The sequence below is a fragment of the Streptomyces sp. Isolate_45 genome (assembly GCF_024721315.2).
Lineage (GTDB): Bacteria > Actinomycetota > Actinomycetes > Streptomycetales > Streptomycetaceae > Streptomyces.
This window is the reverse complement of record NZ_JANFAK020000083.1, coordinates 1-24,052: the sequence shown is the minus strand read 5'-3', so window position 1 is coordinate 24,052 and position 24,052 is coordinate 1. Positions and strand designations below refer to the sequence as shown.

Annotated in this window: 24 protein-coding genes; 20 read left to right on the top strand and 4 right to left on the bottom strand. The window is 72.1% G+C overall.

The features are described 5' to 3' along the window. Positions 1-5 precede the first annotated feature (5 nt). The gene (locus NOD94_RS24710; RefSeq protein WP_281208281.1) at positions 6-512 is read left to right on the top strand and encodes a DinB family protein; all 507 of its coding nucleotides are present in this window, start codon (positions 6-8) and stop codon (positions 510-512) included. Positions 513-546: 34 nt separating this feature from the next. Here NOD94_RS24710 and NOD94_RS24705 read toward each other — a convergent pair whose 3' ends face one another. Beyond that, positions 547-1,089, bottom strand: a complete 543-nt coding sequence (locus tag NOD94_RS24705) for a flavoprotein (protein ID WP_281208280.1) — start codon at positions 1,087-1,089, stop codon at positions 547-549. Positions 1,090-1,216: 127 nt separating this feature from the next. On the opposite strand from NOD94_RS24705, the gene NOD94_RS24700 reads away from it, so the two are divergent. Together NOD94_RS24700 and NOD94_RS24695 are read left to right on the top strand one after the other, a co-directional pair. Then, positions 1,217-2,050, top strand: a complete 834-nt coding sequence (locus tag NOD94_RS24700; RefSeq protein ID WP_281208279.1) for an NAD(P)H-binding protein — start codon at positions 1,217-1,219, stop codon at positions 2,048-2,050. 40 nt (positions 2,051-2,090) lie between these two features. Then, positions 2,091-3,077, top strand: a complete 987-nt coding sequence (locus tag NOD94_RS24695) for an AraC family transcriptional regulator (protein ID WP_281208278.1) — start codon at positions 2,091-2,093, stop codon at positions 3,075-3,077. Between the two features lie 65 nt (positions 3,078-3,142). On the opposite strand, the gene NOD94_RS24690 is transcribed toward NOD94_RS24695, so the two are convergent. Next, positions 3,143-3,616 carry a GNAT family N-acetyltransferase gene (locus NOD94_RS24690; protein ID WP_281208277.1) on the bottom strand — a complete coding sequence of 158 codons (474 nt, stop codon included), beginning with the start codon at positions 3,614-3,616 and terminating at the stop codon, positions 3,143-3,145. A 95-nt stretch (positions 3,617-3,711) separates the two neighbouring features. Between NOD94_RS24690 and NOD94_RS24685 the strand changes: the two genes are divergently transcribed. Further along, positions 3,712-4,629, top strand: a complete 918-nt coding sequence (locus tag NOD94_RS24685) for an NAD(P)-dependent oxidoreductase (protein ID WP_281208276.1) — start codon at positions 3,712-3,714, stop codon at positions 4,627-4,629. 31 nt (positions 4,630-4,660) lie between these two features. Here the strand turns inward: NOD94_RS24685 and NOD94_RS24680 are convergent, their stop codons facing one another. After that, positions 4,661-5,644 carry a ScbA/BarX family gamma-butyrolactone biosynthesis protein gene (locus NOD94_RS24680; protein WP_281208275.1) on the bottom strand — a complete coding sequence of 328 codons (984 nt, stop codon included), beginning with the start codon at positions 5,642-5,644 and terminating at the stop codon, positions 4,661-4,663. Between the two features lie 534 nt (positions 5,645-6,178). On the opposite strand from NOD94_RS24680, the gene NOD94_RS24675 reads away from it, so the two are divergent. The 6 genes from NOD94_RS24675 (at position 6,179) to NOD94_RS24650 (ending at position 11,587) form a co-directional block, all read left to right on the top strand. Then, entirely contained in the window at positions 6,179-6,841 is a 663-nt protein-coding gene (locus NOD94_RS24675) for a ScbR family autoregulator-binding transcription factor (RefSeq protein ID WP_281208274.1), read from the top strand. A 101-nt stretch (positions 6,842-6,942) separates the two neighbouring features. Beyond that, the gene (locus tag NOD94_RS24670; RefSeq protein WP_281208273.1) at positions 6,943-7,614 is read left to right on the top strand and encodes a ScbR family autoregulator-binding transcription factor; all 672 of its coding nucleotides are present in this window, start codon (positions 6,943-6,945) and stop codon (positions 7,612-7,614) included. A 474-nt stretch (positions 7,615-8,088) separates the two neighbouring features. Further along, positions 8,089-8,910 (top strand): AfsR/SARP family transcriptional regulator, encoded by an 822-nt coding sequence (locus NOD94_RS24665; RefSeq protein WP_281208295.1) that lies wholly within the window; start codon positions 8,089-8,091, stop codon positions 8,908-8,910. Between the two features lie 332 nt (positions 8,911-9,242). After that, positions 9,243-10,064, top strand: a complete 822-nt coding sequence (locus tag NOD94_RS24660; RefSeq protein ID WP_281208272.1) for an AfsR/SARP family transcriptional regulator — start codon at positions 9,243-9,245, stop codon at positions 10,062-10,064. A gap of 145 nt (positions 10,065-10,209) precedes the next feature. Continuing rightward, a complete protein-coding gene (locus NOD94_RS24655) occupies positions 10,210-10,473 on the top strand; it encodes a phosphopantetheine-binding protein (RefSeq protein ID WP_281208271.1) in 264 nt (87 codons plus the stop codon). A 148-nt stretch (positions 10,474-10,621) separates the two neighbouring features. Beyond that, positions 10,622-11,587 (top strand): SRPBCC family protein, encoded by a 966-nt coding sequence (locus tag NOD94_RS24650; protein WP_281208270.1) that lies wholly within the window; start codon positions 10,622-10,624, stop codon positions 11,585-11,587. Between the two features lie 244 nt (positions 11,588-11,831). On the opposite strand, the gene NOD94_RS24645 is transcribed toward NOD94_RS24650, so the two are convergent. Then, positions 11,832-12,452: a ScbR family autoregulator-binding transcription factor gene (locus NOD94_RS24645; RefSeq protein ID WP_281208269.1), complete on the bottom strand. Its 621-nt coding sequence runs from the start codon at positions 12,450-12,452 to the stop codon at positions 11,832-11,834. Between the two features lie 229 nt (positions 12,453-12,681). Between NOD94_RS24645 and NOD94_RS24640 the strand changes: the two genes are divergently transcribed. The 10 genes from NOD94_RS24640 (at position 12,682) to NOD94_RS24595 (ending at position 23,998) form a co-directional block, all read left to right on the top strand. Next, entirely contained in the window at positions 12,682-13,452 is a 771-nt protein-coding gene (locus NOD94_RS24640) for a response regulator transcription factor (RefSeq protein ID WP_281208268.1), read from the top strand. A 143-nt stretch (positions 13,453-13,595) separates the two neighbouring features. Continuing rightward, complete coding sequence (locus tag NOD94_RS24635) at positions 13,596-14,471, top strand: hypothetical protein (RefSeq protein ID WP_281208267.1); 876 nt, start codon at positions 13,596-13,598, stop codon at positions 14,469-14,471. A 282-nt stretch (positions 14,472-14,753) separates the two neighbouring features. Further along, complete coding sequence (locus NOD94_RS24630; RefSeq protein WP_281208266.1) at positions 14,754-16,226, top strand: FAD-dependent monooxygenase; 1,473 nt, start codon at positions 14,754-14,756, stop codon at positions 16,224-16,226. A gap of 217 nt (positions 16,227-16,443) precedes the next feature. Further along, positions 16,444-17,091: a TetR/AcrR family transcriptional regulator C-terminal domain-containing protein gene (locus NOD94_RS24625; protein WP_281208265.1), complete on the top strand. Its 648-nt coding sequence runs from the start codon at positions 16,444-16,446 to the stop codon at positions 17,089-17,091. A 64-nt stretch (positions 17,092-17,155) separates the two neighbouring features. Continuing rightward, positions 17,156-17,485, top strand: a complete 330-nt coding sequence (locus NOD94_RS24620) for a TcmI family type II polyketide cyclase (protein WP_281208264.1) — start codon at positions 17,156-17,158, stop codon at positions 17,483-17,485. 40 nt (positions 17,486-17,525) lie between these two features. After that, entirely contained in the window at positions 17,526-18,794 is a 1,269-nt protein-coding gene (locus tag NOD94_RS24615; RefSeq protein WP_281208263.1) for a beta-ketoacyl-[acyl-carrier-protein] synthase family protein, read from the top strand. Continuing rightward, positions 18,791-20,008, top strand: a complete 1,218-nt coding sequence (locus NOD94_RS24610) for a ketosynthase chain-length factor (RefSeq protein ID WP_281208262.1) — start codon at positions 18,791-18,793, stop codon at positions 20,006-20,008. The genes NOD94_RS24615 and NOD94_RS24610 overlap by 4 nt, the downstream gene beginning before the upstream one ends. Before the next feature lie 112 nt (positions 20,009-20,120). Next, positions 20,121-20,390 carry an acyl carrier protein gene (locus NOD94_RS24605; protein ID WP_281208261.1) on the top strand — a complete coding sequence of 90 codons (270 nt, stop codon included), beginning with the start codon at positions 20,121-20,123 and terminating at the stop codon, positions 20,388-20,390. Between the two features lie 282 nt (positions 20,391-20,672). Further along, a complete protein-coding gene (locus NOD94_RS24600; RefSeq protein ID WP_281208260.1) occupies positions 20,673-21,656 on the top strand; it encodes an aromatase/cyclase in 984 nt (327 codons plus the stop codon). Between the two features lie 2 nt (positions 21,657-21,658). Further along, positions 21,659-23,998 carry an SDR family oxidoreductase gene (locus NOD94_RS24595; protein ID WP_281208259.1) on the top strand — a complete coding sequence of 780 codons (2,340 nt, stop codon included), beginning with the start codon at positions 21,659-21,661 and terminating at the stop codon, positions 23,996-23,998. The last annotated feature ends 54 nt before the right edge of the window (positions 23,999-24,052 follow it).

Here is a 24,052-nt window from a genome sequence, read left to right as displayed (position 1 = left end):
GCCCGATGAACGACGAACAGCGGACCCGCCCCGTACTGACCGGTGACGAGCGGGAGACCCTCACCAGCGTCCTGCAGTGGCAGCGCGACACCCTGATGATGAAGTGCGCGGGACTGTCCGCCGAACAGCTGCGGCGCAAGGCCGTGCCGCCGTCCGGGCTCAGCCTGCTCGGGTTGGTACGCCACCTCGCGGAGGTTGAACGGGGCTGGTTCCGCAACGTGGTGGGCGGCGAGGACGTCCGCGGCTACTTCCCGAAGGACGAGGCGGGGGAGTGGACGGAGTTCCGGGTCGAGGACGCGGACCCGCAGGAGTCCTTCCGGATCTGGGAGGACACCTGCGAGCGCTCCCGGAAGATCGTCGCGGTCGCGGAATCCCTCGACGAGCAGGGCCGGTACGGCGATCAGGGGTACTCCCTGCGCTACGTCCTGGCGCACATGATCGAGGAGTACGCGCGGCACAACGGACACGCCGACCTGCTGCGCGAGGCGATCGACGGGACCACCGGCGAGTAGCGGGCGCCACGACGGGCGCGCCGGCCGGCCCCGGTCAGGCCGGCGCGGTGCCCGCCCGGTCCACGGCGTCGAGCGCCACCTGCCACGGGAAGTGCGGCGGGGCGTCGATGCCGGCCGGGCCGGGCACGAACCCGCCCTCGCCGTAGAGGACTTCGGCGCCCGCACCGCGCAGCACCGTCAGGGACTGCTCGAACTGCGGGTGCGCGGCGAGCGCGGCGTTCGTGCAGGGCATGGCCACCACCGGGACGCCCTTGCCGAGGGCCTCGGCTGCGACGCCCACGGCGAAGCGGTCGGTGAGGCCGAGCGCCCAGGCGTTCACCGAGTTGAAGGTGGCGGGCGCGAACAGCAGCGCGTCCGCGGCGGGCCATACGTCGGGCTCGCCGGGCATCTTGTACTGCCAGCGCACCGGGTTGCCGGTCAGTGCGGCGAGGCCGTCCAGGCTGCCGGCCACCCACCGCGCCGCCGTCGGGGTCAGGCCGAGGCACACGTCCCAGCCGCGCGACTGGGCGTCCTCGATCACGTGGGCCACGTCGAAGACGGGCGGGGCGGCGGAACAGAACAGATAGAGGGTCCTCATACCGTCATGTGATCACATTCCCTGCCCACGGCTGTTGTTGAGGGTCGAACGTGGACGTGGACGCACGCGTATGCGGATGAGCTTTTCAGCGATGTCGCGTCGCACGGCCCGGCGGTTGACTGAGGGCATGACGAAGAACGAGAACGAGACGACGCAGAAGCTCACCCTGGTCATCGGGGGCAACGGCAAGACCGGCCGGCGGGTCGCGGACAAGCTGGCGCACCTGGGCCGGCCGGTCCGGATCGGATCGCGCACCGGCGAACCCGCCTTCGACTGGCACGAGCCCGCCACCTGGGGCCCGGCGCTGGAAGGCGTCGACCGCGTGTACGTCACCTACTACCCCGACCTGGCCTTCCCCGGCGCCGCCGAGCAGATCGGCGCGTTCGCCGAGCAGGCCGTCGCGGCGGGGGCCGGCCGGCTGGTGCTGCTGTCCGGGCGGGGCGAGGAGGCCGCCGAGCACAGCGAGCACCTGCTGAAGGCCTCGGGCGGGGACTGGACCGTCGTCCGCGCGAGCTGGTTCAACCAGAACTTCGACGAGAGCTTCTTCCTGGACCCCGTACTGGCCGGGGAGATCGCCCTGCCGACGGCCGACGCCGTCGAACCCTTCGTCGACGCCGACGACATCGCCGACGTGGTGGTCGCCGCGCTCACCGACGACCGGCACATCGGCAGGACGTACGAACTGTCCGGGCCGCGCCTGCTCAGCTTCGCCGACGTCGCCGCCGAACTGTCGAAGGTGACCGGCCGGGACATCGCCTACGTGCCGGTGTCGGACGCCGACTACCGGGCGGTGCTGCGCGACCAGGGCCTGCCGGAGGACTTCGCCGACCTGTTCGCGCTGATCCTCGACGGTCGCAACGCGCACCTGGTCAACGGGGTGGAGGAAGTGCTCGGGCGTAAGCCGAGGGACTTCGCCGACTACGCCCGTGAGGCCGCCGCCACCGGGGTCTGGAACGTCTGAGAGGGCTACGGCGGCCGCCCGGTACGGGGAGGATGGGGTCATGGACACGCTCACCGGACTGCTCGAAGGGCCCAAGGCGCGCGGCGCCTATCTGCAGAAGTCCGTCTTCAACCCGCCCTGGTCGCTGCGGGTCGAGGACCGGGCCCCGCTCTCGGTGATGACACCCGTACGGGGAACGGCCTGGCTGCTGCCCGACGGGGGCGAGCCGGTCCTGGTCGGCCCCGGTGACGTGGCCGTCGTACGGGGGCCCGTGCCGTACACCGTCGCGGACGCGCCGGGCACCCCGGTGCAGGTGACCGTCGGCCCCGACCAGCGGTGCAGTACGGGCGACGGCGAGGACGTCACCGACACCATGGCGTTGGGGGTGCGCACCTGGGGCGCGCGGGCCGTCGACGCCGGATCGGTGGTGCTGTTGAGCGGCACCTACCAGGCGCCCAGCGAGATCGGCCGGCGGCTGCTGGGGGCCCTGCCCACGGTCCTGGTCCGTCCCGCGGGCACCGCGGACGCCACCCTGATCACGTTGCTGGCCGCGGAGGTGTCCAGGGACGAGCCCGGTCAGGAGATCGTCCTCGACCGGCTGCTCGACCTGCTGCTGATCGGGGTCCTGCGGGCCTGGCTCGCCGCTCCCGGATCGGGGGCGCCGGCCTGGTACCGGGCGCAGGGCGATCCCGTCGTGGGGGCGGCGTTGCGGCTGCTGCACGAGAACCCCGCGCACGGTTGGACGGTGGAGGAACTCGCCCGCAAGGCCGGGGTGTCACGTGCCTCGATGGCCCGCCGCTTCACGCAGCTGGTCGGGGAGCCGCCGGTCGCCTACCTCACGGGCTGGCGGATCGCCCTGGCCGCCGACCTGCTGCGCGAGCCGGACGCGACGGTGGCGACGGTGGCCCGCAGGGTGGGCTACGGGACGCCCTTCGCCCTGTCGGCGGCCTTCAAGCGGGTACGGGGGGTCAGCCCGCAGGAGTTCCGGGCCGGGGCGGCTCCGTCCTCCACGGGGGTGGGGGTGGGGCGCACCGTCGTGCTGCCGTAGGAGGTGTCGTCGTCCCGCCCGCCGGGCGGGACGGGACTTCGAGGACACGACCGACCCGCGGCCCGTCAGGGGAGCGGGAGGACGGCGACCGTCTGGTCGCCGCTGAGCTCGCCGGTCGGCCGGAACCCCAGGCCGAGGTAGAAGGGCTCCGGGCTGCCCGGACCGCCGCTCCAGCAGACGAAGGCCTCGGACGCGGCGCGCTCGCGCAGTTCCTGGAGGACGGCGCCCACCGCGAAACGGCCGTAGCCCTTGCCCTGGTGGGCGGCGGCGACGTTGAGCCGCCAGATGCCGGAGCGCCGTTCGTCCGGGTCCTTCGCGGGATTCCACACGATGTCGACGAACGCCATGACGAAGCCGACGATCTCGTCGCCGTCGACGACGGCCCGCGGCCAGGCCACCGGTCCGTGGACGTACGCCTCCGCCAGCGACTTCACGACGGGGGAGACGAGGTGTTCCTGGGCCGGGGCGACGCGTACCGCGCACACCGCCTCGAAGTTCTCCTCCGTGACGGGCACCAGTCGCAGTGATGAGCTGATCATGTTCCCAGCGTACGGTCCGCCCGCGGGGTCATAAACTGGCGACGGACGACCATGGAACCGGCGGAAGGCAGCAGTTGACACCCGAGCGGATACTCGTGACGGGAAGCGCCGGCTTCGTCGGTTCCCACGTGACGGCCCTGCTGTCCGAGGACGGCGGCCCCGCGCTCCGGCTGCTCACCCACCACCGGAACTCGCCCGCCGGCGCGGCCACCGCCGAGGTCGTGACCGGCGACCTCACCGATCCCGCCTCGCTGCGCGGGATCTGCGAGGGCGTCACCACCGTCCTGCACCTCGCGGCCCGGATCGGGGGCACCGAGGCGGAGTGCCGGGCGGTCAACGCCGAAGGGACCCGCGCGCTGTTGACGGAGGCCGGGCGGGCCGGGGTACGGCGGTTCGTGCACCTGGGCACCGCCGCCGTGTACCGGGACGTTCCGCACCGGGGCGAGGCCGAGGGACAGTTGGAGGAACGGCCTTCCTCCCCCACCAGCATCACGCGGCTGGAGGGTGAGCGGCTGGTCCTCGCGGCGGGCGGAACCGTCCTGCGCCCGCACCTGGTCTACGGGCGTGGCGACATCTGGCTTGTTCCCGCGCTGGTGCAGCTGATGGGCACGCTGCCGAACTGGGTGGACGGCGGCCGTGCGCGCATCTCGATGATCTCCGCGGATGCGCTCGCGGGGGCCCTCGTGGACCTGGCCCGGCTGCCCGCGCTGCCCGGCGGGCAGGTGCTGCACGCGAGCCATCCGGAGCCGGTGACGTCCCGCGAGCTGATCACCACCGTGGGGCGGGCACTCGGAATCGCCCTGCCGGAGGGCGACATCACCCTCGACCAGGCGCTGGAGCGGTTGGGGGCGGCCGGTGATCCGGCCACCCGGCGCAGGCTTTCCCTGCTGACCACCGACCACTGGTACGACAGCGGCGCGCTGTGGAAGCTGGTCGGTGCCGAACCCGGTCCGCGATTGACGGAGGGGTTCGGGGCGTACGCCCCTTGGTACCGGGAGCGGCTGGGGCTCTGAGCGCGCCGCGGCCCGGCCGGTGTCGCCGGCCTCAGACGGTGCCGGTGACGGTGGCCTCGAAGGTCTTCACGTCGCCCTGGTGGCCGGTGACCTGCACGATGCGCACGGCGGGGTCCGTGGAGTGGGCGACCTCGGTCTCGATCCAGCAGGGGGTGTCGAGCTCGGCGTAGCTGTGGAAGAAGCTGTCGATGCCGGTGGGCTTGAACGCTTCGCCCTCCAGCACGCCGCAGGCGGCCTGCCGGGCGGCCTCGATCAGCACCATGCCCGGGTGGTGGTCGTTGGCGTGCTCGAAGAGGACCGGGTGCCCGAAGTTGGGGCTGAGCAGCCAGCGGCCCGGCCGGTCGCCGGCGGCGAGGACCACGTCCGCCGGGGAGATCCGGCCGGCCAGTTCCGCCGGGATCGGGGCCGGGTAGGGGCCCATGCGCAGTGACGAGGACGCCGTGGCGTACTCGCCGCGGAGTCTGCGGTACACCGCGGGGGACACGCAGCTGAAGAGCCCCGAGCCGGTGGCCGCGATCCGGTCCCCGCGCCTGAGCGTCACCTCGATGAACCCCGAGAAGCGGTTGCCCTGCCAGGCGAAGTCCCGGCAGACCACGATGAGTTCGAGGTCGCTGGGGCTGGTACCGATGAACATCTCGGCGGGCTCGGTCTTGAAACCGAGGCTCCAGACCAGGGCGTTGTGGGTGAGGGGTACGCCGTACTCGGCGTGGGCCAGCAGGAGTCCCGCCTGGCGGATCGTCTCCGCGGCCTGCACCGGGTCGTGGCTGAGGCCGTCGGCGCTGGTGAAGAACATGTGGGCGCGGGGCCACTGGGCGCTCACCCGGAAGACGTCGTCGCCTATCCGTTCGTACCCGGTCAGGAACACCTCGGCCACCGCGCTCCGGTGGACGTACTCCCGGGGAACCGTGCTGGTGAGCTGCTGCTGAATGTCGTTACAACGCGTCGTCCACTGACCGCCCTCCGTGCGCGGGGCAGTGGGTGCGGTGGTGTTGTTCTCGAACGTGAGCAGGGTCATGGACCTCTCCGCAGAGCCGAGGTTGACGGATGGAACGAGCACTCTGCGACGTAAGATACGTACTCTCCGGTTTTATTTGCAAGGAAATACGGCCTTCCACTTATCGAACGCGCCCCGGCCGGACGGGTTCGACAGAGGGTGGTGGAGGCCGTGGGCCCTTGGCGCGCCCGCAGGCCGCACAGGGGTAACCGTGGGGTAGGAGGCCTACCAGAGGGGCGGCGGCGGGGGGTGTAAATTGAGCCATGCGAGCCAGATAAAGAACCGACCGGGCGGTTGTTTCTTAAAGGTGACTGCGAGTCATCCTCCAGCGAGGAATCGGCAGCCGGCACGCTCCATGATCAACTACTCGGTCACCGCGCGTGCCCCGCAAAAGGGGGTTGAGGGAGGCTCGTGTGTCCGTAGGCGTTATGGTTTGCGGGTTGATAAAATACGGACCTTCTGGTTGGTTTTAATGGGGGGAGGGGGTCCTCTAGGGGATCCGTCCGTAGTCACCCACTGTGTATCGGAGGCATCGTGGCACGTCAGGAGCGTGCAGTGCGCACGCGTCGTGTGATCTTGGAAGCGGCAGCCGCAGTCTTCGACGAGCGGGGGTTCGAGGCCGCCACCATCGCGGACATCCTCGCCAAGGCCGGGGTCACCAAGGGCGCGCTCTACTTTCATTTCGCCTCGAAGCAGGATCTGGCCCGCGGCATCCTCGACGAGCAGTACACCGAGGGCACCGTTCCGCCGCGCGAGATCAAGCTCCAGGAGCTCTTCGACCTCGGCATGGTGCTCGCCTACCGCACCAAGCACAACCCCCTGCTCAGCGCCGGTACCAGGCTCTCCCTCGGGCCCGACATGCGCGAGATCTTCGGCGGCGGTTCCGTGCCCGGCTGGATCCAGGTCACCGAGGACGTGATCCTCCAGGCCAAGGCGCAGGGGGAGCTGCTCCCCCACGTGAACACCGCGGAGGCGGCGTGGGCCCTCTCCGCCGGTTGGGCGGGGGTGCAGATCTACTCGCAGACCCTGACCGACCGCGCGGACATCGAGTACCGGGTCTCGGTCTTCTACCAGCACTTCTACCCGAGCATCGCGGTGCCCGCGGTGCTGGCGCGGCTGGATCTGGGCGCAGAGCGGGGTTCCACGGTGGCGGCGGAGATCAGACTGCTGGACGAGGCGGCCGCGGCCGCCTCGGTCGGGGAGCCCGTCCACACCTGAGCCGCGCTCAAGCACGGCTCAGATCCGGTTCGATTACCGGCACAGACCATGGGGGATGTTCATAGCCCCGGCAAACCGCCGGGGCGGTTTGTGGAGTCCTCATGGTCAAGCAGGAACGTGCCGCCCGCACGCGTGAAGTCCTGGTGCGAGCCGCCGCCGAGGTGTTCGCGGAGGAGGGGTTCGTCACCGCCTCCATCGCGGCCATCAGCAAGCGCGCCGGCGTCAGCGCCGGCGGGCTGCACTTCCATTTCGGCAGCAAGACCGCCTTGGCCGAGGCCGTGGCGCGGCGGGCGTCGGCGACCCTGCGCACGATCACGGTGTCCAGGGTCCCCGACGGGAACGCCCTCCAGGCGCTCGTCGACTCCACGCACGAGCTGATGGAGCTGCTGGCCCGCGATCCCGTCGTCAACGCGGGCTTCGGTCTGTGCGCGGGCACCGGAGCGGTCACCCTGACCGCGCGGGGCGGCGGCGCCGGCTGGGACCTGCGCGTGCAGTGGCAGCGGTGGGTCGAGGGCACCTTCCGTGCCGCCCAGCGCGAAGGCCGGCTGGCGGACGGGGTGTCCCCGCAGGCGGCGGCCGCCGCCGTGGTGGCGGCGATGGTCGGCTTCGGGGTCCTCGGGGCCGGGGCCGGGGCCGGTGGGTCCCGCCAGTTCGGCCCCTCCGGCGTCACCCCGTACTGGCAGCTGATGTTGCCGCGGCTCGCCGCGCGGGGCTCCCTCGGGGAGCTCGTCCCGGACGGCTCGGACGCGGTCCGGGCCTCGTTGCCCTACTGACCGCCCCTGGCGCCTGCCGTCAACCTCCCGTCCGCCTCGCGGCGTCCGGCACGCGCTCCCGAGGCGCGTCGCCGAAGTCCCCTCCGGTCCAGGCCGCTTCGACGAGGTGCTCGCGGCCGGTTCCAGCCGGTGCCTGGCCGGTTCCCGACGGCACCGTCAGCGTTACTGCTCGTACGCGAACCTTGATCAATGCGACCAAGTGGCCGGACCGGTTGGTTGGTTCTGAGTCGTTCACGCCCCCTCGGACAGGTTTCCGGGGGTTTTTTTCTTGGATTTGTGAGCCCCGGAAAGCGGCTCGCGGACCCCATTTTGAGGCCAACTTCCCAGCTCAGGACGTGTTTTGGTCGCTTTGTGTGTCCGATTCGGGAGAGAAACGGCACAGCCGGTTTGGTATTGACAAACCGGCTCAGCTGTTTTTTGCTCATTCCAGCGAAAGTCAAGGGCTCATCCATGGACGAAGCAGGGGAGTACGGCGTGGACATCGATGTACTGGGCGCACTGGCCGTGCGGGAGAACGGGGTCTCCATCACGCCGACCGCAGCCAAGCCCCGCCAGGTGCTGGCACTGCTCGCGCTCCACGCGGACCAGGTCGTGCCGGTCTCGGCGCTGATCGAGGAACTGTGGGGCGCCGAGCCGCCGCGCAGCGCCCGCACCACCCTGCAGACGTACGTGCTCCAGCTGCGCGCCCTCATCGCGACGGCGCTCAAGGATTCGGACGGAAGCCGCACCCCCAAGGACGTCCTCGTCACGCTGCCCGGCGGTTACATGCTCAACAGCGCCGGCGGGACCAGCGATGTCCGCGAATTCGACCGGCTGGCCGGATTGGGCTACCGGGCGATGGACGCGGGTGACGCGGCCGGTGCGGCGCGGCTGCTGCGCGAGGCCCTGGCCCTGTGGTCGGGTCCGGCCTTCGCCGACGTGCACGGCGGGGTGCAGCTCGACATGGAGACGCGGCGGCTGGAGGAGACCCGGCTGTGCGCCCTCGACCAGCGCATCGAGGCCGACCTCAAGCTCGGCCGGCACCGGGAGCTCCTCGCGGAACTGACGGTCCTGGCGAGCCGCTACCGCATCCACGAGAACCTGCACGGCCAGTTCATGCTCGCCCTGCACCGCTCCGGCCGCCGCGGTGAGGCACTCAGCGTCTACCAGCGGCTGCGCGCCACCCTCGTGCGCGAGCTCGGCATCGAGCCGTCCGCCGCGCTGCGCAGCCTCCAGCGGTCGATCCTGATGACCGGTCCCGAAAACCCGGCGGCGGTCCCGACGGCCGCTCGGAAGCGGCTTGCCCAGGTGGGCTGATTCGCCGGTAGAAGATCGCGCTCCGCTTAATTGCGCAAGCTTCGTTCGAAACTCCCCGCAAGGTGTGGTGGGCATTCCACATTCCTTCAAAGGGATTTTCGAGACGCAAAACGGAATGACATGGATTGGGCTACCTAGCTGGTAGCCGCAGGGTTTTGGACCTCAATCGGAATCACATGGGTTGAATCCGTCAGATGTTCGTCCGTCGCGGAGTTCTGCTCGACGTCGGCTTGAGGTGCCGGTGACCGGAGACCGGTCTGACATATCGTCATCCGGTCGAATGCTGAAAACCGAGAGTACGTCGACGAAATACGGAGGGGAGACGGGAGACCGTGAAGATTCAGGTTCTGGGTCCGTTGAGTGCCGAGGTCAACGGGGCATCGATCGTTCCCACGGCAGGCAAGCCGCGTCAGATCCTGGCGCTTCTCGCGCTCTACCCGGGCCGGGTGATGCCCGTGCCCACCCTGATGGAGGAGATCTGGGGGACCAAGCTGCCCGACAGCGCCCTCACCACCCTGCAGACGTACATCCTCCAGCTCCGCCGCCGGCTGGGCACCGCGATGGGGCCGGGCGCGCCGGGCACGGCCAAGGACGTGCTCGCCACCCGGCACGGCGGCTACCTGCTCCAGATCCCGCCGGAGTCCGTTGACGTCCACGCGTACGACGCCCTCGTCGCCGGCGGCCAGCAGGCCTTCGACGACGGTGACGACGAGCGCGCGGCCGACCTGTTGCGCAAGGCGCTCGCCCTGTGGCAGGGGCCCGCCCTGGTCGACGTACGGGTGGGGCCGATCCTGGAGATCGAGGTGCTGCGGCTGGCGGAGAGCCGCCTCGTCACGACGGAGCGGCGCATCGACGTCGACCTCAGGCTCGGCCGGCACACCGAACTCCTCGCCGAACTCACCGAGCTGATGGCCCGCAACCCGCAGCACGAGGGCCTGCACTCGCAGGCGATGGTCGCGCTGTACCGTTCGGGGCGGCAGGCGACCGCGCTGGACGTGTACCGCCGGCTCCGGGCCCGGCTGATCGGCGAGCTGGGGGTCGAGCCCTCGCAGCAACTCCAGCGCCTCCACCAGGCGATGCTGCGGGTGGACCCCGCGCTGGACGTGGTGGCCGGACCGCGCCGCAGCTCGACCTTCGACCTGTACGCGGCCTGAGCGCGAAGGCCGCGGCGGTCGGCGGGGCGCGGACCCGCTCCAGCGGGGCTGCGCCCGCATTTGAGGAACCCTCCACCGGACCCCGCCAAGCTCACGCCGCGCCGGTATGCGCACCCGCACCGGCGGACGAGGAGAAGGGCAAGCCATGGACCGGCTGGAACTCACCGACCTGACTCGCATCCTGCGGGCCTGGGGAGGCGAGGACGAGTGCGTCGAGCTGACCGAGGAAGTCCAGGACCTGTACTGGGAGGAGCTCGGCTACGACAGCCTCTCCGTCCTCCAGACCACCGGGTCGGTGGAGCGCCGGTTCGACATCCTGCTCGACGGGGAAGTCCTCGAACTGGCCGACACCCCCCGCCGGTTCCTCGCCCTGGTGAACGGCATCCTGGGCAGCCGGGCGGGGGTCTGATCCGCGGCGGGCGGCCCGGTCCGCCCCCTCGGCCCGGTCGGCCGCGCACGGCGCGGGACGCCGGGCGCTCGCGGAACTCCACCAGTGCTCCACGCGGACTCCGGCGAACGAGGACAGGATCTGCGTCAAGCGTTGAGAGAGGTGTCTGATGTCTGTCGAGCGAGCACACCGGATGTCACACGCGGTCGACGCGGCCGCGCCGGCCGCAGTCCTGTACGCGTTGGTGGCCGACACCACCCAGTGGCCGCTGCTCCTGCCGGACAGCATTCACGTGGAGCGTCTCGACTTCGACGGGACCACGGACCGGTACTTCCAGTGGGCCGTCGTCGACGGGATCCCGCAGCCGTCGCTGTGGCGGCGCACCCTGGACGCGCGACGCCGGCGCGTCGACTTCCACGCGGAACGCTCCGGGGCCCCCGTCACCACGACGGGCGGAAGCTGGCGGGTCGAGGAACTCGCCCCCGGCTGGTCCCGGCTGACGCTGGAGCAGGACGTGAGCGTCACGGCGGAACGGGCGGTGGACGCCGAACGGCTCCTCGCCTCCGCGCGGGCCGGTGCGCGCACCACGCTCGACCGGCTGCGGGCCGCCGCGGAGGGCTGGCGGCGACTCGACGGCGCGGCGTTGTCCTTCGAGGAGTCCGTACGCATCCAGGGACCGGCCGAACCGGTCTACGAGTTCCTGTACGGGGTGAGTTCCTGGCCCGGCCGGGTGCCGCACGTCGTCCGCGCCGAGGTCACCGAGGACAGCCCCGGCGTCCAGCACGCCACCGTCGTCAACCTGGCCGGGGACGGCTCCGCCTACACCACCGAGGCCGTACGGGTGTGCTTCCCGGCGGCCGGTCGGATCGTCTTCAAGCAGCTGCGGCCGCACGCCCTGCTGAGCGCGCACACCGGCGAATGGTCCGTCGAGCCCGACGCGACCGGCGTCACCGTGGTCGCCCGGCACGACGTCCTGCTGGACGAGCGGACGGTGGAGCGGGTCCTCGGCCCGGACGCCGACCTCGCGCGGGCGCGCCGGTTCGTCCGCGAGGCGCTCGGCGCCGAGAGCAGGGCCACGCTCGGGCCGGCGCAGCAGCACGCTCAGGAATCGGTCAGGTCGCTGCGATCGGTCTGACCCGGGCTGCCGCGCGGGCGCGTCGGCGGGCTCGGGGCGCGGGCGCGTCCCGGCTCCGCGCCTGCTCGGGCCCGCTTCCGGGGCGCCACCGCGGAGCGCCGTGCCCCGTGGTGTTCCGCGGTGTTCCGCCGTCGTGCCCCGCGGTGTTCCGCCGGACGGGGCGACAGGCCCTGGGGCCTGTCGCCAAACTCCCGGACGCCGCGAGGCAGCCCTCCGGGCGACGACGGGAGTTTGACGACCGCCCCTAGCCGCCGGCGTCGGCGCTCGAGGTGTCGAGGCCGGGCAGCAGGGCGGGTCGGGCGAGACAGGGCATGACCACCCGCCAGAACCCCGCCACCGTACGAGGGGAGAGCCACTGCGGATCGTCCCGTCCCAGGACCGCGAAACCGAAGGTGGCCGCCACCACCGAGGCGGCGACGCTGTGCCCGGACAGGCCGGGGACGAGGGCGCCCTCCTCCCGGGCCTCGGTGAGCAACCGGTGCACGTACGCGTGCCATTCCCCGAGCAGGGCGGACTCCGAGGCGTACGCGGGTTCCCGGGCGAGTTGGAGTCCGGTCCGCGCCACCACGTCGTACGCGAGCAGCCGGGCCAGGGCCTGCGTGCTGCCGGTCAGCGCCTGCAGGGCCGAGGTCCGCTCCGCGTACACCGTGCGGGCGGCGGCGCGCAGGCGCTGGGCCGCGGCGGCCTCGACGGCCGCGCCGACCGCCGCCTTGTTCTCGAAGTGGAAGTGGAGCGCGCCCGGGCTCACTCCCGCGCCGGCGCTGATCATGCTCAGCGTCGCGTCCGCGTACCCGCGCTGCCCGAACACGACCGCCGCTGATTCGATCAGTGCCCGACGGGTCCGGACAGCGCGTTCTTGTTTCATCACGGATGGCTCCTGTATCAGTTTCCTACCCATATTAAACCGTCCCGTTGGTATTGAGCGCGGGAGCAGGGGGTTCCAGTGGCCTGTTTGCTCAGGTTCAGTGGCCGCAGTTGACCCGATTTATTGGTTTTGTGGAGTCACTTGACGGCACTTACAGCCTTTGACAAACCGACGAAGCGGTTTGTATCTTCTTGACGTTGGCTCAACCGAGCTTGAGGGAGGGGGGCAGATGAACCAGCGTTCCTACGCTGTGCTGGAACCTCACACAGCCGCCGCGGGAGTGGGCGGAGGGTTCTCGCTTGCGGAGGGTCTGAGAGCACCACAGAACGGTCCGGCCCAGTCGGCACTGTGGCGGATCCTCATCGTTGAGAACGACGCCGTCGAGGCGGAGACCCTGGCGCGCGGACTGCGTCGCCATGGCCACGAGGTCGACATCGTCGCCACCGGGAGTGAGGCACTGCGCAGCTACGCCGACGCCGACCTGGTCCTCCTCGACCTCGAACTGCCGGACCTGGACGGTCTGGAGGTCTGCCGGGGGATCCGTGCGGCGCACGAGATCCCCGTGATCGCCGTCACCGGCCGGGGCAGCGAGTTGGACCGGGTGCTGGGCCTGCAGGCCGGCGCGGACGACTACCTCGCCAAGCCCTACGGCTTCCGCGAGCTGATGGCCCGGATGGAAGCGGTCATGCGCCGGTCACGGCCGTCACGTCCCGTCGCCGCCACCATCACCTGCGGGCCGCTGCGGATCGACGCGGGCACACGGGAGGTGACCCTGAACGGGGAGCCCGTGGAGACCACCCGCAAGGAGTTCGACATGCTCTACCTCCTCGCCTCCCATCCCGACACCGTCATCCCCCGCAAGATGCTGATGCAGCAGGTCTGGGGTGACTCCTGGTCCCGCCGCACCGTCGACACGCACGTCAGCACGCTGCGCAACAAGATCGGGGCGGGCTGGATCATCACGATCCGCGGAGTCGGTTTCCGCTTCGGCCAGGGCTGAACCGGACTCCCGACCCGGTAGGGGATTCCCGACCCGGTAGGGACGCCGGACTCCCGGGCCGGCAGGAGACGCGGAACCAGAACGCCCCCGCGGTGCGCGGGAGGACGACGACGTAGGGCCGAGGCGAGCCAAGGGGGACGGACATGACGGTGACGGCGCTGTGCCACGGGGAGGGTTGCCGCGGCGGCCGTGCCGACGGACGCGGCCGGCGGCGCACGGTCCAGGGCAGCCGACTGTGCCGGTCCTGCCGGGACCACTTCGAGGCGGGCCTGGCCGAACTGGCGCACCTCTACGAGGAGTGCGGGCGGGTGCTCGGCGGCGGAGCCCCGGGCAGCCTGCGCGAACGGACCACGGGCGGTGAGCATCCCGGTCTGCCCTTCAACGCGGCAGCGGCCGACGTGCGCGCCCGGATGGTGTCCGTACTCGGCTCCTGGAGCGGCCTGGTCGCGCAGCAGCGCGGCTGCGCCTCCCCGCCGCGCGCCGCCGCGGCGCTCGTCGCGTTCCTGCTGCGCAACGCCGACTGGCTCGCGGCCCATTCGGCGGCCGCCGAGGTCACCGAGGAGATAGCCCGGCTGGTCCGGGCGGGACGCCGCGCCGCCTTCCCCGACCCGACGCGCACCATCCGGCTCGGAGCCTGCCCCGAGCCCGACTGCCCGGGCGGGCTCGCCCTCGCCGTGCGCGCCGGGGCGCGCTCCGCCGGCCCGGTGATCGTGTGCGACGTCGACCCGGGCCACCGCTGGACGAGCGAACGCTGGAGCGACCTGAGCCGCTCGATGGAGCCGGCGCGCCCGGCCGGGATCGCCGCCCGCGCTGCTTCCGGTACCGCCGCCGTGGCGCCCGTCCCCACCGAACGCTGGCTGACGGCCGCGGACATCGCGCGCTTGTGGCACGCCCCGACGGGCACCGTCTACCGGCTGGCGAGCGAGGAACGGTGGCGCAGGCGCAACCGCGCGGGGCGCACGTACTACAGCGAGACCGATGTCCGCGCCTGCTTCAGCCGCCGGGCCGCGCGCAACTGACCCCGCCGCGCGGAAGCCACCCCGCGCGCGGAATCGCACACGGCGACACACGGAATCGCGCACGGCGACGCGCGGAAATCCGCACAGCGTTCGGTAGGGCCCGGATCGAGCGGTATGACCTGCGCTTGACCTTCGCTTGGCCGCGTTCCGACTCAGCGGACCAGCCCTTGTGGAACCTGACCGAGTCCTGAATCCGCCGCCATTGAATGCCCTCTCGTCTCCGAAGAACCTTGTAGTCAAGATCCGGTGCACTGTCTCCGGAGGCGAATTCGAGGAGACCTGATGGACGCCCCTGTGATCGTCGTCGGCGCGGGGCCGGCGGGCATGACGCTCGCCGGTGAACTGCGGCTGGCGGGAGTCGCCGTCGTCGTCCTGGAACGCCTGGAACGGCGTACGGGCGAATCACGCGGCCTCGGTTTCACCGCACGCACGCTGGAGACCTTCGACCAGCGCGGCCTCCTCGCCCGGTTCGGCGACGTGGAGACCAGCACGCTCGGTCACTTCGGCGGCCTGCCCCTCGACTTCGGGGTGCTCGACGGCGCCTGCCAGGCGGCCAAGACCGTGCCGCAGTCCGTCACCGAGACCCACCTGGAGGACTGGGCCACCGGCCTGGGCGCCGACATCCGCCGCGGCCACGAGGTCCTCTCCGTCCACGACGACGGGGACGGCGTCGACGTCGAGGTGCGCGGTCCCGACGGACGGCACACCCTGCGCGCCGCGCACCTGGTGGGGTGCGACGGCGGCCGCAGCACGGTGCGCAAGGCGGCCGGCTTCGACTTCCCCGGCACCGCGGCCACCATGGAGATGTACCTCGCCGACATCAAGGGCATCGAACTGAAGCCCCGCATGATCGGCGAGACCCTGCCGGGCGGCATGGTGATGGTCGGCCCGCTCCCCGGCGGCACCACCCGCATCGTCGTCTGCGAGCGCGGCACACCGCCGCGCCGGCGCGAGGGCCCGCCCTCCTTCGACGAGGTCGCCGCCGCCTGGCAGCGGCTGACCGGGGAGGACATATCGGCCGCCGAGCCGGTGTGGGTGAGCGCCTTCGGCGACGCGACCCGGCAGGTCACCGAGTACCGGCGCGGCCGGGTGATCCTGGCCGGCGACTCCGCGCACATCCACCTGCCCGCCGGGGGCCAGGGCATGAACACCGGCATCCAGGACTCGGTCAACCTCGGCTGGAAGCTCGCCGCGGTGGTGCGGGGCACGGCCCCGTCGAGCCTGCTCGACACCTACCACTCGGAGCGGCACGCGGTCGGTCGCCGGCTGCTGATGAACACCCGGGCCCAGGGACTGCTGTTCCTGAGCGGCGCGGAGGTGCAGCCGCTGCGGGACTCGCTGCGCGAGCTGATGGCGTACGACGACGTGGCCCGCCACCTCGCGGCCATGGTGAGCGGCCTGGAGATCTCCTACGAGGTGGGCGGGGGGAGCCATCCGCTGCTCGGCCGGCGCATGCCGCCCCTGCAACTGACGACCGGCTCCGGCGGCCTGACCTCCAGCACCGAACTGCTGCACCCCGCGCGCGGCGTCCTGCTCGACCTCGCGGACAACCCGCGGCTGCGTCGCCGCGCCGCCCCGTGGTCCGAGCGGGTCGACGTCGTCACCGCCCGGCCGTCCGCGCCGCCCGGAGCGGGCGGACCGGACGACACCACCACCGCCCTGCTGATCAGGCCGGACGGGTACGTGGCCTGGGCGGCGCCCGGCAGCCACCACGACCTGCCCATGGCGCTCGAACGCTGGTTCGGCGCTCCCTGACGGCCGGCAACCGGACCCGGCGTCCGCAACCGCACCCGCACTCGGGACGGCCCGCGGACCGGTACGCCCCGCCCGGTGAGCGCGAAGGCCGGTACGCCCGGCGCCCGGCAAGCCCGTAGCCCGGCAAGCCCGCGGCCCCGAACGCGGGAAGAGCGGCACCCCCCTGACGACCGGCGCATCCGGCGGTCGTGCGAGCACGTCACGAGGAGAGACCCACATGGCAACGCCGCAAGCAACGATCGCGCGGGCCCCCGCCGGGCCGGCCGCGGAACGCCGTGACATCGTCCGGGCCGCCCGCACCGTACTGGCCCGCGAGGGCTGGACGCGCTGCACCGCCGAGGCGACGGCCGTCGAGGCGGGCGTACGGGCGGGCACCGTGGAGCGGCACTTCCCGGACCAGGAACAGCTGCTGCTCAGCGTGCTGCTGGACAGCTCGGTCTCCGTCGCGGCCGCCCTCGCGTCGGTGGCCGAGAGCTACCTGGAGGAGATCACCGACCTGGAGCAGGACCTCATCGCGCTCGGCCGGGCCTGGCTCGCGCCGCTGGAGGCCTTCCGCGAACACTTCGCGATCGTCCGGCACATCAGCGCCGAGGTCAGCCGCCTTCCCGTCGAGGCGGTCCAGAAGTGGCAGGACGCGGGTCCCCGCCAGGCCCGCCGCGAGCTGGCCCGCCGGCTCCAGCGGGTCGCGGCCAAGGGGTTGCTCGACATCTCCGACGCCGACCAGGCGGCGGAACGTTTCATCCTGCTGGTCCCCTCCACCGTCGTCCAGCGCTCCTTCCTGGGCGCGCTGCCGCTGCCCGAGGCCGAGGCCGACGCACTGATCGCGGACGGCGTGGCCGACTTCATCCGCCTGTACCACGCCTGAAGCACGCACGCCCCTGACGGAAGCTCACGGAAGCTCACGGAAGCTCACGGAAGAGAGAGAACGGATGCAGCACAGCAATCTGATCGTGGCCCGGATGGACAGTATGTCGAAGGACCAAGTCGCCAGCCTGTTCGCCGAGTTCGACACCACCGACATGCCGGAGCGGATGGGAACCCTGCGACGCCGGCTGTTCATGTACAAGGGCCTCTACTTCCACCTCCAGGACTTCGCCACCGACGACGGCGGCCAGCGGATCCAGGACTCCCGTACGGACCCGCGTTTCATGAAGATCAGCCACGACCTGCTGCCGTTCATCCAGCCCTACGACCCGGCGACCTGGCGCACCCCCGCCGACGCCATGGCCACCCGCTTCTACGACTGGTCGGCGTCGTGATGACGCCCCGCCGGTCCGACACGAGGGGAGGGCAGCACCGGTGGCTCGCCGGGTAGTGATCACGGGGCTCGGCGTGCTGGCGCCGGGAGGCATCGGCACCAAGAACTTCTGGAGCCTGCTGAGCTCCGGACGTACGGCGACCCGGGGGATCACCCTCTTCGACCCGTCGCCGTTCCGCTCCAGGGTGGCCGCCGAAGCCGACTTCGACCCCGAACTGCACGGGCTGACTCCCCAGGAGATCAGCCGGATGGACCGCGCCGCCCAGTTCGGCGTCGTATCCGCGCGCGAGGCGCTCGCCGACAGCGGCCTCGACCTCGCCGGGTTCGACCCGCACCGCACGGGCGTCAGCATCGGCACCGCGGTGGGCGCCGTCGGCAGCCTCGACAGCGGATACCGCGTGGTCAGCGACGACGGCCGGCTCGCGGAGGTCGACCACACGTACGCGCCGCGCCACATGTACGACCACTTCGTGCCCAGCTCCTTCGCGACGGAGGTCGCCTGGGCCGTCGGAGCCGAAGGCCCGGCGACGGTGGTCTCCACCGGCTGTACCTCCGGCATCGACTCGGTGGCGCACGCCGTCGACCTGATCCGCGAGGGCACCGCCGACATCATGATCACCGGCGCGGCGGACGCCCCGATCACGCCGCTCACCATGGCGTGCTTCGACGCGATCAGGGCGACGACCTCGCTCAACGACGAGCCCGGGACGGCCTCGCGCCCCTTCGACGCCTCCCGCAAGGGATTCGTCCTCGGCGAGGGCGCCGCGGTGTTCGTCCTGGAGGAACTGGGGAGCGCGCGCCGCCGCGGCGCGCACGTCTACGCGGAGATCGCCGGCTACGCCTCCCGTTCCAGCGCCTTCCACATGACCGGCCTGCGCCCCGACGGCCGCGAGATGGCCGAGGCCATCACGGTCGCGCTGGACGAGGCCCGGCTGAACCCCGCCGACATCGACTACGTCAACGCGCACGGTTCGGGCACCAAGCAGAACGACCGGCACGAGACGGCCGCGTACAAGCTGGCCCTCGGACCGCACGCGTACCGCACCCCGGTCAGCTCGGTGAAGTCGATGATCGGGCACTCGCTCGGCTCCGTCGGCTCCATGGAGATCGCCGCCTCCGTCCTCGCGATGGAGCACCACGTGGTGCCCCCCACCGCGAACCTCCACACCCCCGACCCCGAGTGCGACCTCGACTACGTCCCGCTCGTCGCGCGGGAACACCGCACCGATGCCGTCCTGACCGTCGGCAGCGGATTCGGCGGGTTCCAGAGCGCGATGGTGCTGACCAGGCCCGACAGGAGGACCGCATGAGCGCCAGGACCCTGGTCACCGGCATCGGCGTGGCCGCCCCCACCGGCCTCGGCGTCGAGGACTTCTGGGCGGCGACCCGGATCGGCAAGAACGCCATCGGTCCCGTCACCCGCTTCGACGCCTCGTCGTACCCGGCGCGGCTGGCGGGGGAGATCCACGGCTTCGACGCCAAGGAACACCTCCCGGGCAGGCTCGTCCCGCAGACCGACCGGGTGACGCAGCTCGCCCTGGTCGCCGCCGACCACGCCTTCACGGACGCCGGGGTGACACCGGGCGACATCGACGCGTACGACATGGGCGTGGTCACCGCGGCCGGGTCCGGCGGGTTCGAGTTCGGCGAGAACGAGCTCCGCAAGCTCTGGGGCCAGGGCGCCAACCACGTCAGCGCCTACCAGTCCTTCGCCTGGTTCTACGCCGTCAACAGCGGTCAGATCTCCATCCGCAACGGACTGCGCGGCCCCACCGGGGTCCTCGTCGGCGACCAGGCGGGCGGCCTCGACGCCCTCGCCCACGCCCGGCGCCAACTCCGCAAGGGCAGCAAGCTGATCGCCACCGGCGGCTTCGACGCCTCGGTCTGCCCGCTGGGCTGGGCAGCGCACCTCGCCGGCGGAACGATGTCCACCGCCACCGACCCCGACAGCGCCTACCTGCCCTTCGACGCGGCCGCCGCCGGCTACGTACCGGGGGAGGGCGGCGCCCTCCTCGTCCTGGAGGACGAGGACAGCGCCCTGGCCCGCGGCGCACGGACCGTCTACGGCGAACTCGCGGGCTACGGCGCCACGATCGACCCCCGGCCGGGCAGCGGACGCGAGCCCGGACTGCGCCGAGCCCTGGAAACGGCCCTCGCCGACGCCGCCTGCCACCCGGCCGAGGTGGACGTCGTCTTCGCCGACGCGGCGGGCACACCCGCACTCGACCGGCAGGAGGCGGAAGCCATCACCGCGGTCTTCGGGCCGCGCGGCGTGCCGGTCACCGCTCCCAAGACGATGACGGGACGACTCAACGCGGGCGGCGCGCCGGTCGACGTGGTCTCGGCCGTCCTGGCCATGCGGGAGGGCCTCATCCCGCCGACCACCAACGTCGAGCTGTCCCCCGCACACGACCTCGACCTGGTGGCCTCCCGGCCGCGGACCGCCTCGGTGCGCACCGCGGTCGTCCTCGCCCGCGGCCGCGGAGGCTTCAACTCCGCCGTCGTGGTGCGCGCCGTCGACTGACGGCCCACGAAACGGCGTCCGTCGACGTCGCCATTCCCTGGCGGCGGCGGGCGTTCGACGTGCCCCGCGGCCGGAATCCGCCGGCCGCGGCATACAGATGAAGGGATCCATAGTGTCCAAGCAGGAATTCACCTTTGAGGACCTCAAGCGCATCCTCCTGGAGGGCGCCGGCGCCGACGAGGGCGTCGACCTCGACGGCGACATCCTCGACAGCGACTTCGAGACGCTGGGCTACGAGTCGCTCGCGCTCCTGGAGACCGGCGGCCGGATCGAGCGCGAGTTCGGCGTCACCCTCGACGACGACGTCTTCAGCGACCACACCACGCCGCGTTCCCTGGTCGCGGCCATCAACGAGAGCCTCCAGGCCCTCGTCGACGCCTAGACCGTGCCGTCGAAGTCCCGACCTCCGGGCGGCCGACGCCGCTTCGACGACGCTGCCCAGGCAGTGCCGTCGAAGTGCCGGCCGCCCGGCGGATCCGGCCCCGTCCCGCGGACGGCGGCCGGCAGCACTTCGAAGGCGTTCCCCGGCCGCGGCCCGGGCGGCGCGGGCCGGCCGACGCTGCGACGAAGCACGTCGGACCCGGCCCGCGCGGCCCGGGCCGCCCTCCGGTCGCGCGGCGGTCCGCCGACCCCGAAACCTTCCGAGTCCCAAGGAGTCATCAGCATGTCGCAGCCCGGCCTGCGCGAGGTGGAGCACGAGATCACGATCTCGGCCCCGGCCGCCGCCGTATACCGCCTGATCGCCGAGGTCAGGAACTGGCCCCGGATCTTCCCGCCGACCATCTACGTCGACCAGACCCCCGACGGGCCCCACCAGGAACGCATCCGGATATGGGCCACGGCCAACGGTGAGCCGAAGAACTGGACCTCGCGCCGCACCCTGGACCCCGAGGGCCTCGTCATCACCTTCCGCCAGGAGATCCCCGCGCCCCCGATCGCGGCCATGGGCGGCACCTGGATCATCGAGCCGCTGGGCGAGGACAGCTCCCGCGTACGGCTCCTGCACGACTACCGGGCCGTCGACGACGACCCGGCCGGCCTGGCCTGGATCGACGAGGCCGTCGACCGCAACTCCCGCACCGAACTCGCCGCGCTGAAGACCAACGTCGAGCTCGCGCACGCCGCCGAGGACCTCACCTTCTCCTTCGAGGACACCGTCCGGATCGACGGCAGCGCCAAGGACGTCTTCGACTTCGTCAACCGTGCCGACCTGTGGCCCGAGCGGCTGCCCCACGTGGCCGTCGTCCGCCTCACCGAGGACACCCCCGGCCTCCAGGAACTGGAGATGGACACCACCCACTCCAAGGACGGCGCCACCCACACCACCAAGTCCTACCGGGTGACCTTCCCCCACGAGAAGATCGCCTACAAGCAGACGGTCCTGCCCGCCCTGATGACGCTGCACACGGGCTACTGGACGTTCGCCGAGGACGACCACGGCGTCGCCGCGTCCTCCCAGCACACCGTCACCATCAACACCGACAACATCGCCAAGGTCCTCGGCGAACAGGCCACCGTCGAGGACGCCAAGGAGTTCGTCCGCAACGCCCTCAGCACCAACAGCCGCGCCACCCTCGGCCACGCCAAGCGCTACGCCGAGCAGGGCGGGCGGGCCGAGCGGGCCGGGCACGCAGAGAACAAGGCCTGATCATGTCTGGGGACTACACCGACACCCAGGTGATCGTGGTCGGCGCGGGCCCCGTCGGGCTGCTGCTCGCCGGGGAACTGCGGCTGGCGGGCGTGGACGTGGTGGTCCTCGACAAGCTCACCGCACCCACCACCGAATCGCGCGCGTCCACGCTGCACGCCCGCACCATGGAGATCCTCGACAGCCGGGGCCTGCTCGACGCGCTCGGCGACATCCCGAACGACCCCGCCGGCCACTTCGGGGGGATCGCCTTCGGACTCGACCTTCCCGGCCCCTACCCGGGGCAGTGGAAGGTCCCGCAGACCCGCCTGGAGGAAGTCCTCGGGCAGTGGGCGGCCGACCTCGGCGCCGACGTCCGGCGCGCCCACGAGGTCACCGGCCTGACCACGACCGGCGACCGCGTCGTCGTCGAGGCGCAGGGCCCCGACGGGACGTCCGTGCGGCTGCGGGCCGCGTACGCGGTCGGTTGCGACGGCGAGAACAGCGCCGTGCGCCGGCTGGGCGGCTTCGAGTTCCCCGGCACCGACGCGGGCCGCGAGCTGCTGCGCGCGGACGTGAGCGGCATCGACATCCCCGGCCGCCGCTTCGAGCGGCTGCCGGGCGGACTCGCCATCGCCGCCAGGCGCCCCGACGGGGTGACCCGGGTCATGGTCCACGAGTTCGGGGCCGCCCCCCGGCGCGGGCAACCCTCCTTCGAGGAGCTCGCCGACACCTGGAAGCGCATCACCGGCGAGGACATCGGCGGCGGCACCCCGCTGTGGGTGAACTCCTTCGGCGACGCCTCCCGGCAGGCCGCCGACTACCGTCGGGGCCGGCTGCTGCTCGCCGGTGACGCGGCGCACCAGCAGATGCCGATCGGCGGCCAGGCCCTCAACCTCGGGCTCCAGGACGCCTTCAACCTCGGCTGGAAGCTCGCCGCCACGGTCGCCGGGCGGGCCGCGGACACGCTCCTCGACAGCTACCACGAGGAACGCCACACCGTCGGCCAGGCCGTCCGGAGCAACGTCCGGACCCAGGCACTGCTGCTGCTCGGCGGCGGCGAGGTCGACGCGATCCGGGAGGTCTTCGCCGAACTGACCGGCCACGAGGACGTACGGGCCCACCTGGCCGGGATGATCTCGGGACTGGACGTCCGCTACGAGGTCTCCGCGGGCGGCGCCGACCCGCTGCTCGGCCTGCGGCTCCCGCAGACCGGCGCGATGGCCGCGGCCGGCGCCACCACCACCTTCGAGCTGCTGCGCCCGGGGCGCGGACTGTTGCTCCTCGCACCGGGCGACGAGGCCCGGCGCGGCGAACTGCGCGCCGCGGCCGAGCCCTGGACGGACCGGCTGACCGTGGCGACCGCCACCCCGACGGAGGGCGCCGCGCCGGTGGCCCTGCTGGTACGGCCGGACGGGCACGTGGTGTGGGCGGACGCGGCGGACGCGGCGGACGGATCGGACGCGTCGCGGGGCGGGGAGCTCACGACCGCCCTGGAGCGCTGGTTCGGGCCGGTCCGGTCCCCCCAGCGGGACGCCGCCCGCCGCGAACCGGTGGCGGTGGCCCGGGCCGCGCCGGCGGCGAGGGAACGGAGGAGCGGTATGGACAGGCTCACGGGCAGGACCGCGCTGGTCACCGGATCGAGCCGGGGCATGGGGCGGGCGGCCGCCGTACGGCTCGCGGAGGAGGGCGCGCTCGTCGCCGTCCACTACACCCGGGACGAGGAGGCAGCCCGGTCCGTCGTCGCCGAGGTCGAACGGGACGGCGGGCGCGCCTTCGCCGTACGGGCCGAGCTGGGGGTCCGGGGAGACGCGGACGCCCTGTTCGAGGCCCTGGAACGGGACCTGCTGGACCGCACCGGCAGCACCGACCTCCACATCCTCGTCAACAACGCGGGGGTGATGGGCGGCGTCGGCCCCGCCGACATCACGCCCGACCAGTTCGACCGGATCTTCGCGGTGAACGCCAAGGCCCCGTTCTTCCTGATCCAGCGGGCGCTGCGGAACATGCCGGACGGCGGCCGGATCATCAACATCTCCTCCGGCCTGACCCGGTTCGCGAACCCGGACGAGATCGCCTACGCGATGAGCAAGGGGGCGCTCGAACAGCTCGCCCTGCACTTCGCGAAGGCGCTGGGTCCGCGACGCATCACCATCAACTCGGTGGCGCCCGGCATCACCCGCAACGACAACCCGGTCTTCGACGTCCCCGAGGCCGTCGAGCAGATGGCGGCGCTGTCCACCTTCAACCGGGTGGGCGAGCCGGAGGACGTCGCCGACGTGGTGGCGTTCCTCGCGACCGACGAGGCGCGCTGGATCACCGGCTCCTTCGTCGACGCCACCGGCGGCACCCTGCTCGGCTGAGCGGGCCGCGCGAAGGCCCCCGTACCCGCCGGCGCACACCCCGCGCCGCGCCGG